Origin of the sequence: Chryseobacterium gambrini (assembly GCF_027920505.1) — a bacterium.
Lineage (GTDB): Bacteria > Bacteroidota > Bacteroidia > Flavobacteriales > Weeksellaceae > Chryseobacterium > Chryseobacterium gambrini.
This window is the reverse complement of record NZ_CP115857.1, coordinates 2,544,238-2,557,335: the sequence shown is the minus strand read 5'-3', so window position 1 is coordinate 2,557,335 and position 13,098 is coordinate 2,544,238. Positions and strand designations below refer to the sequence as shown.

Genomic DNA, 13,098 nt, shown 5'->3' with positions numbered 1-13,098 from the left:
TCATTAAATTATCAAATTCTATTCCTGTATGCTTTTAAAAAGGATAAAAAATGATAAATAATTCTGAAATTTCCAACCTTCAAGTTAAGAAAAAATAAAATTTTTGTGATTGATCTAAGTTAAAATAATTTTTGCAAATCTTTAAATGGAAAGATTCTAAATAAAAAATTGAAAGATTCTACATCTTTACGAGTAAAATCTTTCAATTCTATAAATTGTTAAAACAGCCTTTACGGCTTATTTGTAAGCTTTTTAGTAAGCGCTTGTACTTGTAAGTTCTTTAATAGAAGGAACAAAAGTAGTAAGGTCGATCCCTTCAACCGCTGTTTTATATTCATCGATGCTAGGAATTCTTCCCATAATCGCAGAAAGTACAACTACCGGAGTTGAAGCTAATAAAGATTCTCCTTTTTTACGTTCAGAATCTTCAACCACTCTTCCCTGGAAAAGACGTGTAGAAGTGGCTAAAACCGTATCTCCTTTTGCTGCTTTTTCCTGATTCCCCATACAAAGGTTACATCCCGGTCTTTCTAAATACATCATGTTTTTGTATTCAACACGAGCTTCGCCTTTAGGAGCATTATCGTCAAACTCAAAACCTGAATATTTTTCTAAAAATTCCCAGTCGCCTTCAGCTTTTAATTCATCAATGATGTTATAGGTAGGAGCAGCAACCACAAGCGGTGCTTTAAATTCTACCGTACCATTTTGTTTTTCAATGTTTTTAAGCATCTGAGAAACAATCTTTAAATCTCCTTTGTGAACCATACAAGATCCGACGAAACCAAGATCTACTTTTTTCTCACCACCATAATACGTTAAATCTCTGATGGTATCGTGCGTATATCTTTTAGAAACATCTTCGTTGTTTACATCCGGATCGGCGATCATCGGTTCTACGATGGCATCAAGATCTACAACAACTTCAGCGTAATATTTAGCATTGGAATCCGGAGTCAGAGCAGGTTTTTCACCGGATCTGATTTCCTCAATTCTTTTATTAGCCTTGTCAATTAATCCCTGAAGAACCTGATTGTGGTTATCCATTCCTTTATCGATCATGATCTGGATTCTGCTTTTTGCAATTTCCAGAGACTCGATTAAAGTAGCATCTTCAGAAATATTGATGGAAGCTTTTGCTTTCATTTCAGCCGTCCAGTCTGTGAAGGTAAACGCCTGATCGGCAGGAAGTGTTCCGATGTGAACCTCAATAATTCTTCCCTGGAATACGTTCTCTCCTCCGAACTGTTTCAGCATCTGAGCCTGAGTTGCATGAACCACATCACGGAAATCCATATGTTCTTTCATGGTTCCTTTGAATGTAACTTTTACAGATTCCGGGATTGGCATTGATGCTTCTCCTGTCGCCAAAGCAAGAGCAACAGTTCCTGAATCTGCTCCGAAAGCAACTCCTTTAGACATTCTCGTGTGAGAATCTCCTCCGATGATGATTGCCCATTCGTCTACGGTAATATCGTTAAGAACTTTGTGAATAACGTCTGTCATTGCGTGATATTCTCCTTTCGGATCACGTGCTGTGATTAAACCGAATTCGTTCATGAATTTCATTAATTTAGGAATATTAGCCTGTGCTTTTTTATCCCAAACTGAAGCGGTGTGACATCCGGACTGGTAAGCTCCGTCTACTACCGGAGAAATTACCGTTGCAGCCATAGATTCCAGTTCCTGAGCCGTCATTAAACCTGTAGTATCCTGAGAACCTACGATGTTTACTTTCACACGTACATCAGATCCTGCGTGTAAGATTTTACCCGGAGTTTTCCCTACTGCATTTCTGTTGAAGATTTTTTCAACCGCAGTAAGCCCCTGTCCTTCGTGAGAAATTTCTTTAGAAGGTGCAAAAACAACCGGAGCTTCGATGCCTAAAACTTCAGCAGCGAATGTCTGTAATTTTTTACCGAAAACGATAGCGTAAGATCCACCCGCTTTAATGAATTCCATTTTCTGCGGAGTGAAAGATTTTGTAAGATCGATAAGTTCCTGATCTCCGTTGTATAATTTTTTCTCTTTGGTATTGATGGTTAAAACCGTTCCCGTTGCAACAGAATAAGTCTGCTCAAGAATAGGTTCGCCTTCTTCGTTAAGAACAGCTTTTCCGTTTTCGTCTACTTTCTTTACCCAGTTTTTAAGATCGATTCCAATTCCGCCTGTTACGTCTACTGTTGTAAGGAAAATTGGTGAAATTCCGTTAGTTCCTCCAACGATAGGAGCAATATTTACGAAAGGAATATAAGGACTTGCCTGTTTTCCTGTCCAGAGTGCAACGTTGTTTACACCGGACATACGCGAAGAACCAACTCCCATTGTTCCTTTTTCAGCGATAAGCATTACACTTGCATCCGGATGTTTTGCCTGTAAGGCTTTAATTTCTTCCTGCGCCTGAGGCGTGATCATACATTTACCGTGTAATTCGCGGTCTGATCTTGAGTGTGCCTGATTTCCCGGAGAAAGTAAATCGGTAGAAATATCTCCTTCCCCTGCGATGAAAGTAACCACTTTAATTTCTTCAGCAACTTCAGGAAGTTTTGTGAAGAATTCTGCCTTTGCATAGCTTTCCAAAATTTCTTTTGCAATTTCGTTTCCGGTATTGAAGGCTTCTTTCAGGCGGGTTGTATCTGCTTCATAAAGGAAAACCTGTGTTTTCAGTACTTCTGCAGCCTGTTTTGCAATGTTTTCATCGTTTCCTAAAGCCAGATCCAGCAATACTTCGATAGATTTTCCACCTTTCATGTGGGATAACAGTTCGAAAGCAAAAATCGGAGAGATTTCTTCTACTACAGATTCACCAAGAATAATTTCTTTTAAAAATTTAGCTTTTACATAAGCTGCACTCGTGGTTCCGGGTAAGGTGTTGTAAATAAAAAATTTAAGAGAATCAGCCCTGTATTCGTTTGCTGTATCTTTAATCTGTGCGATGATCTCGCTTAATAATTCTGCACTGTCAATCGGCTTTGGATGAAGCCCCTGAGTTTTTCTTTCTTCAATCTCTTGGATGTAATCCTGATAAATATTCATAATAATAGAAATCTTTTCAATCTTAATCGAATGATAATCAACATTATTCACGAGAAGATTATCATCGTGTGTTTTCCGGCAGAATTATTATTTTTTTGTTTATTTGATCTAAACAAGAAGCTGAAATTTTTAGATAGTGTATTAAAAATGACTTCTTTAAGACATCTGTCATAATAAATGCCTGAAAACGTGCCCAAATTTACGGAATTTTACAATTTTTTCAAGTTTAAATTATTTAGATTCTTTATAAATATGTATTTTATATTTTCTATTTTTGGCGATATTTTTGCAAACAATTGATGATTATGAAAAATGCAGCTTCGGTTTTATTCCTTTTTATTTCGGTTTTTGTTTTTTCTCAGGCTAAAACAGTGAAGAAATTGCCTTCGAAGACGGGTTCTGAAACTGTGGTTAAAAAATTACCAGAAAATACAAAGCTGAATAGCAATTTTCCCATCATCAATGAAGAGCTTCCGCTTTTAATTCCGAAAAAACAGGACGGCAAATTCGGATATGTGAACCAAAAAGGAAAATTTATCATTCAGCCGGAATATCATATTGCCGTATTTTTCTACGAAGACTGTAATCTTTTAAATTCTCCTAATGTAAAACTCAGAAAATTCGGGACTGCGGATTATGCGACAGTAGAAAAAGATGAAATTTCTTACCGGGTAGACAGAACAGGAAAAAGAGTATATCAGTACAAACAGTCTGATTTGGCAAAATGTCCTCACAAAGAATACGTTCAACAGCTTTTTCAGGTATATACGATGAATGGTTTTTTCGGAATCATCGAAAAAGCAACGTTTGAAAATCCGTATGATTACAAACAGTTTAAAATTTATCCTCAATACGATTACCTTTTTATTTTAGAAGGTGATGATGTTGCTAATCCGATGATTATTGCTTCAAAAAATAATATTTTCGGAGTCGTGGATGTGAATGGTAAGGTGGTTATTCCGTTTGAATATTCTGATATTAAACGAAATTTTAGCTGGAAGCTTGGTAAAATGTTCGAGGTTTCAAAAGACAGTAAGAATTATTATTATGTAGATTCGAAGAATAAGACCTATTAGATTTAAACACGAATTGCACGAATCTTTTACAAATAGCACAAACCTTTAATCAAAATGATCTTGGTGAAAAAATAGGTTGAAAAACGTAATTTCCTACAGTTGGTAAATTTTTCGTAATTTCGCGGCTGAAATAAAGGGGTGCTGTAGCAAGCTGAGATTATACCCAATGAACCTGGAACGGGTAATGCCGTTTAGGGAAATTAAAAATGAGCAATAGGTAATGAGCGATGAGTAATCTTCATCATATTACCGATTACTAATTACTCATCATAATCCGCCCCTTTTATTCATTAAATTTTAAAGATTTATAGAATGAAAGGATTATTTTTTTTAGGGCTCACCGTTGGCTCTTTCGCTTTTTTACAGGCGCAGAATTCCGATTCCCTGAAAGTAAGGGAAATTGAAGCCGTTAATTTTACCAAAAGACTTCCTGTTGCCAAAGAAATCATCAATGTTCAGAAAGATTTGGACAGCAGGAATTTAGGACAGGATCTCCCGATTTTACTGAAGAATCAGACTTCCATCATTTCAACTTCAGATGCCGGAAACGGAGTGGGGTATACAGGATTCCGGATTCGTGGTGTTGCGGGAAGTGCCATCAATGTCATGATGAACGGTGTTCCGTACAACGATTCCGAAAGTCAGGGGACATTTTTCGTGAATGTTCCGGATCTTACAAGTTCGGCATCACAGATTTTAATTCAGAGAGGGGTGGGAACTTCCAATAATGGTTCTGCGGCTTTTGGAGCAAGTATTAATGTGCTTTCCAAAGATCCTGAAGAGAAGTTTTATTTTAAAACAGACGACAGTTACGGATCATTCAACACCTATAAATATTCTGCGGAAATAGGTTCCGGGAAATTCTGGGGAAACCGTCTTTCTGTAATGGGAAGATATACCCACATCAATTCTGACGGATATATAGACCGCGCTTTTTCAAAATTAAATTCTTACAATCTGACCGCTTTGTATGAGGAAGGAAATACAAGAATTCGTCTGATGGCTTTCGGAGGAAAAGAAAAAACGTATCAGGCGTGGAACGGAATCGACCGAAAAACATGGGAAACCGATCCTAAATTTAATTATTCAGGAGCGATTTACGACTCAAACTGGGAAAATATTGTCGGATTTTACGATAATGAAACGGATAATTACCGACAGAACCATTATCAGTTGCTTTGGGAGCAGAAATTTAATGCTCAATGGAATTTAGAAACAACGGTACATTACACCAAAGGAAAAGGATATTATGAAAACTATAAACAGGACGCCAAATTTTCGAAATATAATCTTCCTAACTTCATCAACGGTTCTCAAACCTTGACGAGAACGGATTTCATCAGAAAGAAATGGCTGAATAACGATTTTTACGGAGTTGTTTCCACGCTTTACGGAAAATTGGGTACAGTTGACGTGAACTTCGGAGCCGTTGCCAATCAATATTACGGAAGACATTTCGGAAATGTAACCGGCGTTTTTCTTCCCCAGATTGACGAGCATGAATATTACAGAAACCGCTCTGTGAAAAATGAAGTTTCAGGTTTTGCCAAAGCATTGGTAAGAATGAATGATTTTGAATTTTTCGGAGACCTGCAATTGAGAAATGTAGATTATGATACAAAAATCATCACGGCAGGAGATGGAGAAGGCGCTGATTTAAATAAAAACTGGCTGTTCTTTAATCCAAAAGCGGGAATCAATTATAAAATTTCAGCAGGAAAAATTTTCGTTTCTTATGCTCATGCGCACCGCGAACCAAACAGAGATGATCTGTTGGCAAACAATGAAGTAAAGGCTGAAAAGCTGCACGATTTTGAAGCCGGAGTAGAAAAGCAGTTCGGAAAAGTATCTTTTACTGCGAACTTGTATTATATGTACTATGTAAATCAGTTGGTTTTAAATGGCGAACTGAATAATGTGGGGGCTTTCATCAGAACAAATTCGGGGAAAAGCTACCGAAGCGGAATCGAGCTTGGAGCTTTGGCAAAGCTTTCTAAACAGTGGGAGCTTTCTGGAAATGTGAGTTTCAGCAACAACAGAAATTTAGATTTTAAAGTGGAAACAGAAGCTGGTGTTAAAGATCTCGGAAATACGCAGATTTCTTTTTCTCCGGATGTGATTGCCAATTTAGGTTTGAAATTCAATCCAACGCAGAATTTCCAGTTTGCATTGATGAATCAGTATGTCGGAAAACAATATCTGGATAATTCGGAAGATGAAAATTTACAGCTTAAAGATTATTTTTTAACCGATTTTAATGCACAGTATCAGTTTAAAATTAAAAATAATGAGATTGCCCTGAAGCTTTTGGTTAATAATTTATTCAATAAAAAGTATGTGAACAACGGAGCTGTTTATGACGGTTCTCCGTATTATTTTTCTCAGGCAGGAACGAATTTTATGTTTGGGATCAGCTGGAAAATTCAGTAAACATTCAGGCTATATTTAAGATTAATTATAGAATGTAAAGTTAGATTTAAGACTGCTTCGGCAGTCTTTTTATTGTATTTCAGTTTTCAAAATCAATAGGTGCGGGATTTAGCGTGTTTTCAAAATTAAATTCTGTAAAATTTGTTTCATCCAAAAATATAATTCATAATTCTAAACACAAATTCATAATCAATAAATCTCTCAAAAAGTCGTGAAAAAGTCATAAATTTGCTGCCAAATGAATATTTCAGCTTACATTTTAGAATATTTGAAACAATTCGGGACCGTTATTGTTCCGGATTTTGGCGTTTTTTCTTTGGAAAATTCCAAAGCCATTATCAATTCCGAAAATGGGAGCATTCTTCCTCCTGCAAGCAAAATCGTTTACAGTTCCGATTATGAGGCGAAATCTGATGATTTGGCATCTTTTATTGCGGGGCAGAAACAGATGACTTTGGAAGCTTCAAAAACAGATCTTCAGATTCAGACCGATTTTTGGAAGAAAAAATTACAGGCAGATCAGACCCTTGAAATTCAGGGTTTAGGAGTCCTTTTTGTAGAAGACGGCAAAACGCACTTCAAAGGAAACAGACTGCAGTCGGATCATCCGGATTTTTATGGTCTTGAAGAAATTAAGATTTCCGATATCAGCGATAAAAACACTCAGTCAGAAACTTCTTTGAATACCGAAAAAGATTATCAGTTTAATAAATCTATTCTTTGGGCTTTTCTGATTATCATCCCGATTTTAGGAATCGTATACGTAGCTTACACGCAGCAGGAACTTCTTTTCGGAGAGAAATCTTTTGACAAAGCCAATATCTCTGTACAGACAAAAACACACAGAATTCAGGACACTGTAAAAGCGCAGCCAAAAATGAATCCTGCTCCGGTTACGGATTCTTTAAAGAAAGATTCTGTGGTTCCAAAAGCGGTTCAGCCCGCAGTGAAAAATGCGGCAAAAGTTCCGGCAACTCAAAACAACACTAAGACAACGAAATGGCAAAAATAAAAAAGGCGTCAGAATCTCTGACGGTGATGACGAATATTGTACTTCCGAATGATACCAACCAGTTGAGAAACCTTTTCGGAGGAGAACTATTGGCAAGAATGGACCGATGTGCTTCGATTTCCGCAACAAGACATTGCGAAAGGAGAGTGGTAACAGCATCCGTAAATCACGTTTCATTCGATCATCCGATTCCGGAAGGAGGAATTGTTGTGATGGAATCCAAAGTTTCCAGAGCTTTTTCCACCTCAATGGAAATCTATGTAGATGTTTGGCTGGATGATCCGATCAATCATAAAAAAATTCAGACCAACAAAGGAATTTATACCTTCGTTGCGGTAGATGAGTTCAACAGACCGATCCCAATTCCAGATATGGAACCTGAAACAGATCTTGAAAAAGAACGATATGCAGCGGCATTAAGAAGAAAAGAACTTTCCCTGATTCTTTCCGGAAGAATGAAACCTTCTGAATCTATTGAGCTTAAAAAGCTTTTCCAAGAAGATACTAAGGCATAATTTCTTTCAAAGACAATCCGCAGAATACTATAGTTACCAATACAGATAGAACCGACAGAAATATTTGTCGGTTTTTTATTGCTGCTTCCAATGATGATTCTAAATATTCATCCGTTTTTCTGAACATTTTTTCAGGAAAGAGTAAGATTAAACCAATAAAAATTAAAATGATGGCATTAATTGCTGCTTCAAACCACAGAAAAATCTTATCCCCAAAACCATCTGCACCTTCAGAAGAATAGTGAATTGGAATCGTTTCATGAATTGAAGAAAATTTTACCGCTAAAAAAATTAGGTAACCCAAAAACAGCAAAATGGAGAAACTGAAAATGACTTTATATAATTTCATTTTGATGGAAAAATTGAAAAATTCTATTTCACAAAAGCGGTTTCTAAAACTTTGAATCTTACCTTTGCATCAGCAAATATAAAGAATTATGTCTTCCATGAGAATTTTACTCCTCGATAAAAACCATCCCTTAATTACCGAACAGCTTTTAGCTAAAAACTTTATTCTGGAAGAAGATTTCAGCTCTTCTTATGATGAGGTTTGCGCTAAAATTGAAAAGTACGACGGAATTATCATCCGAAGCAGAATTCCTTTGGATAAGAATTTTTTAGAAAAAGCTAAAAATCTGAAATTCATTGCAAGAGTAGGAGCGGGAATGGAAAATATAGACATTCCGTTTGCTGAGAAACTGGGAATTCAACTGATCAATTCTCCGGAAGGAAACAGGGATTCTGTTGCGGAACACGTTGTCGGGATGTTGCTGATTTTAATGAACCGGCTTTTTATCGCTTCTCAGGAAGTGAAAAACGGCATCTGGCTTCGTGAAGAAAACAGAGGCGACGAACTGTTGGGAAAAACAGTGGGACTTATCGGTTACGGAAACATGGGAAAAGCCACAGCAAAAAGACTTTCAGGGTTTGGCTGTACCGTGATTTTCCATGATATTCTGCCGGATCTTTCGGATGAATTTGCAACACAGGTTTCTTTGGAAGAATTAAAGGAAAGAGCTGAAGTTGTAAGCTTACACATTCCTTTAACGGAACAGACGTATTATCTGGTGGACGGTTCGTTTATCTCTGAGATGAAAAACAATTTCTATTTTGTAAATACAGCAAGAGGAAAGAATGTTGAAACGAAAAGTTTAGTTGAGGCGTTAAAAGCAGGTAAAGTAAAAGGTGCCTGTCTTGATGTTCTGGAATACGAAAAATCCTCTTTCGAAAATCTGGAAACAGAAAATGAAGACCTTCAATACCTTCTGGAATCCGAGAAAGTAATTGTTACTCCGCATATTGCAGGATGGACGGTTCAGAGCAAGGAAAAACTGGCGCAGGTGATTGTAGATAAAATTGTGGAACAGTTTGCTTAGCCTTGAAATTCAGTAAGATTAATAACAAATTTTCACAATACTATTTTATGAATTATTTTTCATTTTTATTTATGTTAAATAATTCATAATTTCTATTCAGGAGATACGAATTATTTCGAGTTTTATTAAATTGCCGCTCATTTTCGAAACTCATGACGAAGCGTAATTTTATCCTTGTATTATCTGCCTTTTTATTTCTTTTTTCCTGCAAAAAAAAATCTGAAAATCAGGACAGTGTCACTGAAAGCACGACCAATCTTCCCAATTACGGAAATGTAGACTTAGCCAACGTTTTTACACCTGCCGAAAATCAGGTTGCCAATAAGGCTTCACTGGCAAATTATATCAACAGCTATTATCAGAAAGTTTGGGAAATCGGCGATCTGAGCGGGGGAATTTTAGTCGCGAAAGGAGATAATATTATTTACGAAAATTACAGAGGCTTTGCCAGAGAAGGAAATCAGGACCCGATCGGTGAAAATACACCGCTTCATGTGGCTTCCGTTTCAAAAACATTAACCGCAATGGCGATGCTGAAGCTCGTTGAGGCAGGAAAAGTGAATTTATCCGATCATCTTACCCAATATTTTCCGGGTTTCCCTTATCCGAATGTCACCGTTAAAACGTTACTAGACCAGAGAAGCGGTCTTCCGAAATACGAATACTTCATTACGAAAATTCAGCCGGCTCCCGCAGAACTTTCAAAAACGTTCCTTACCAATGAGGATATTTTGAATATGATCATTAAATATAAACCGGATCTGGCAAGAGAAACAGACACCGGATTTATGTACTGTAACACGAATTTTGCCATGTTGGCTTTAATTATTGAAAAAGTAACGAAAGTTCCTTTTCCTCAGGCGATGAAAGAAATGGTTTTTGATCCTCTGAAAATGAAAAACTCCTATATTTTTCAGGAAAAAGATATTCCTACGGCATCACAGTCTTTTTATTACGGAGGAAATAAACTGTATCCTTTAGACAGGCTGGATTTAATTTACGGAGACAAAAATGTATATACCACACCGAGAGATTTATACAGTTTTTCAAAAGCAATGTTTTCGAAGGATTTTTTAAAGCCTGAATTGATGGAGCAGGTTTTCACACCTTACAGCAATGAAAAATTCGGCATGAACAATTACGGTTTCGGCTTCAGAATGAAAATTTTTGATAACGGAGAAAAACTCACGTATCACAACGGTTGGTGGCACGGAACCAATTCTGTTTTTGCGCATCTTCTGAAATCTAAAGTTACCATTATTGCTATCGGAAATAAATATTCCAACAGAGTGTATACCGCTTTGGCTTTATCGGGATTATTTGAAGATTTTCCGCCTCAGAAAGATAAACTTCACAGCGTAATGAGCGATGATCGCGATACATTGAAAGGTCATGGTGAAGTTTATGGAGAATAATGTTTATTTTTGCGTAAATATCTTCATGAAAAGAATTCTTTTTTTATTGGTTTTCGCTTTTCTTTTGCAGTCTTGTGCAAGAGTAGGTTCTCCTATCGGGGGCGCAAAAGATTCCTTGGCTCCGAAATTTTTAAGCTCAAATATAGATTCTTCAAGAGTAAATGTTCCGAGAGATATAAAGCAGTTGCGAATAGATTTTGACGAATACATTACGTTAAAAGACATCAACAAAAACCTAAATATTTCTCCGCCGATTAAAAATATCACCAGAATTGTTCCTTCCAATATTGCTAATAAGTTTATCCTGATCCAGTGGAAAGACACTTTACAGGCGAATACAACGTACAATTTTAATTTCGGAAATTCAATTGCAGATAATAATGAAGCCAATATTCTGAGATATTACAATTTTGCTTTTTCGACGGGAGATAAGCTTGATGATCTTTATGTAAGCGGGGATGTAAGAGATGCTTTATCTATTAAAAAAGCCAGTGAAAATAAATTTGTTGTCGGATTGTATCAGGTAAAAGATACCATCAATTACAAACAAAAGCCGTATTATATAACAAAAGTTGATGATGATGGCTATTTTGAACTGAATTATCTTGCTGCCGGAAAATATAAAATCATTGCTTTTGAAGATGAAAACGGAAATTCCATCTACGATCCGGGAAAAGAAAAAGTAGGTTTCCAGAAAGATCCTGTTGTCGTAGAAAAATCGGTTTCAGGATTAAATCTGAAATTATATCCTTCTAAAAAACCGGTGAAATATCTTGAAATGAAAGAAGCTCCGGGAGGAGTTCTCATGACTTTCGAAGGAAAACCTAATGAAGTAACCGTAAAACCTTTAAACGAAAAAATAAAGGATTACAAGGTAACCCACGCTCCGAAGTCCGATTCCGTAAGAATCTGGTTTGATGCCGTGAAGAGTGATGTAGGACAGACTACAAACGAGAATTTAAAGTTCGGGTACAATGCCGGTGTCGGAAAAAAAGACAGCCTTTACAACGCTTCGTTGTTTTACAGATACAATGCGAAAAACGCAATGGATATCAACAGTGATAACGGCGGTGCCATGCTTCCTCCGAAAGAAGATTTTAAAATCCTTTCCAATTATTATGTGGATAAAATAAATACCGATAAATGGATTTTCAGAGTTGCAGGAGACTCATTGAACACTGTTCCTTTTACCGCAAAAATCTCAGAGAAAAATCCGTATCAGATTTTGGTGAAAGCGGATTTTATTTCAGGTAAAAAATATCAGCTTACCATTCCGAAAGAAACCGTTTCATCATTCTTTGCTAAAAATTATCAGTCGAAACGTTTCGATTTTGAAGTGGATAAAGTTGAGAATTTCGGAAGTTTAAAATTCATCCTTCAGAATGCTCCGAAATCAAGCTACTGGCTTCAGTTATTGGATAATTCAGATAAAGTATTGTTCCAGAAATATACCAAAGGAAGCGAGGTGAAATTTGATATTCTTAAACCCGGAGAATACATCGTAAGGATTTTGGCAGATAATAACGAAAACGGCTTCTGGGATGAAGCAGATTTCCAGAACGAAACTTTCGCGGAAGATTCCTACATTTACTACAAAACAGCCATCGTAAGACCGCTTTGGGACAGCAACGAAAACTGGGATCTGAAAGATACAAGAGTTCTGGATCCTTCAAAAATCAGCACACCGAAAGCAGAGCCGAAATCTCAGCCGAAAGATGCTAATAAGCTTGATCTGAAAGGAAATGATGCTTTGGTAACGCCTTCAAGATAAATATGAAAACATTTAAGAAAATATTTTTCTGGACTTTGTTGGGATTTGCTTTAATTCAGTTTATTTCAACAGATAAAGTAAATCCTCCGGTTGATCACAAAGTGAATTTTGTTGACGCTAAAAAAACACCTGCAAAAATTCAGGAATTGTTGAAAGGAGCGTGCTACGATTGCCATTCCAACGAAACCGTCTATCCTAAATATGCCTACATTGCTCCGATTTCATGGTCTGTGAAAAGCCATATCAATGAAGGACGGGAACATCTTAATTTTTCAATTTGGGAAACATATAATAAAGATTTAAAGCAGAGTATGCTGAGTAAGTCGATCCAGACCATTCAGAATAAAACGATGCCGATGCCGGGTTATATTGTTTATCATAAGGAAGCTAATCTCTCCGAAGCAGAAAGAGCTTTACTGATTCAGTATTTTGATCAGATGCTGAAATCCAAAACCTATTAATCATAC

Annotated in this window: 10 protein-coding genes; 8 read left to right on the top strand and 2 right to left on the bottom strand. The window is 36.7% G+C overall.

Annotated elements, in window-relative coordinates:
* Positions 1 to 252: 252 nt before the first annotated feature.
* Positions 253 to 3,036: a bifunctional aconitate hydratase 2/2-methylisocitrate dehydratase gene (locus PFY09_RS11535; protein WP_271159797.1), complete on the bottom strand. Its 2,784-nt coding sequence runs from the start codon at positions 3,034 to 3,036 to the stop codon at positions 253 to 255.
* Between the two features lie 305 nt (positions 3,037 to 3,341).
* On the opposite strand from PFY09_RS11535, the gene PFY09_RS11530 reads away from it, so the two are divergent.
* From PFY09_RS11530 to PFY09_RS11515, 4 genes are all read left to right on the top strand, one after another.
* On the top strand, positions 3,342 to 4,112 hold the full coding sequence (locus tag PFY09_RS11530) for a WG repeat-containing protein (RefSeq protein WP_271159796.1): 771 nt from the start codon (positions 3,342 to 3,344) through the stop codon (positions 4,110 to 4,112).
* A 312-nt stretch (positions 4,113 to 4,424) separates the two neighbouring features.
* On the top strand, positions 4,425 to 6,542 hold the full coding sequence (locus PFY09_RS11525; RefSeq protein WP_271159795.1) for a TonB-dependent receptor: 2,118 nt from the start codon (positions 4,425 to 4,427) through the stop codon (positions 6,540 to 6,542).
* 238 nt (positions 6,543 to 6,780) lie between these two features.
* The gene (locus PFY09_RS11520; protein ID WP_271159794.1) at positions 6,781 to 7,554 is read left to right on the top strand and encodes an HU domain-containing protein; all 774 of its coding nucleotides are present in this window, start codon (positions 6,781 to 6,783) and stop codon (positions 7,552 to 7,554) included.
* Complete coding sequence (locus PFY09_RS11515; RefSeq protein ID WP_271159793.1) at positions 7,542 to 8,069, top strand: acyl-CoA thioesterase; 528 nt, start codon at positions 7,542 to 7,544, stop codon at positions 8,067 to 8,069. Before PFY09_RS11520 ends, PFY09_RS11515 begins: the two co-directional genes overlap by 13 nt.
* Here PFY09_RS11515 and PFY09_RS11510 read toward each other — a convergent pair.
* Entirely contained in the window at positions 8,059 to 8,418 is a 360-nt protein-coding gene (locus PFY09_RS11510; RefSeq protein WP_271159792.1) for a hypothetical protein, read from the bottom strand. The genes PFY09_RS11515 and PFY09_RS11510 overlap by 11 nt on opposite strands.
* Positions 8,419 to 8,515: 97 nt before the next feature.
* Here PFY09_RS11510 and PFY09_RS11505 point away from each other — a divergent pair, with 97 nt between their 5' ends.
* The 4 genes from PFY09_RS11505 to PFY09_RS11490 all read left to right on the top strand — a co-directional run bounded on the left by PFY09_RS11505 (position 8,516) and on the right by PFY09_RS11490 (position 13,092).
* Positions 8,516 to 9,445 carry a 2-hydroxyacid dehydrogenase gene (locus tag PFY09_RS11505; protein WP_271159791.1) on the top strand — a complete coding sequence of 310 codons (930 nt, stop codon included), beginning with the start codon at positions 8,516 to 8,518 and terminating at the stop codon, positions 9,443 to 9,445.
* Positions 9,446 to 9,597: 152 nt separating this feature from the next.
* The gene (locus tag PFY09_RS11500; RefSeq protein ID WP_271159790.1) at positions 9,598 to 10,860 is read left to right on the top strand and encodes a serine hydrolase domain-containing protein; all 1,263 of its coding nucleotides are present in this window, start codon (positions 9,598 to 9,600) and stop codon (positions 10,858 to 10,860) included.
* A 25-nt stretch (positions 10,861 to 10,885) separates the two neighbouring features.
* The gene (locus PFY09_RS11495) at positions 10,886 to 12,631 is read left to right on the top strand and encodes an Ig-like domain-containing protein (RefSeq protein ID WP_271159789.1); all 1,746 of its coding nucleotides are present in this window, start codon (positions 10,886 to 10,888) and stop codon (positions 12,629 to 12,631) included.
* A gap of 2 nt (positions 12,632 to 12,633) precedes the next feature.
* Positions 12,634 to 13,092: a heme-binding domain-containing protein gene (locus PFY09_RS11490; protein WP_271159788.1), complete on the top strand. Its 459-nt coding sequence runs from the start codon at positions 12,634 to 12,636 to the stop codon at positions 13,090 to 13,092.
* Positions 13,093 to 13,098 lie beyond the last annotated feature (6 nt).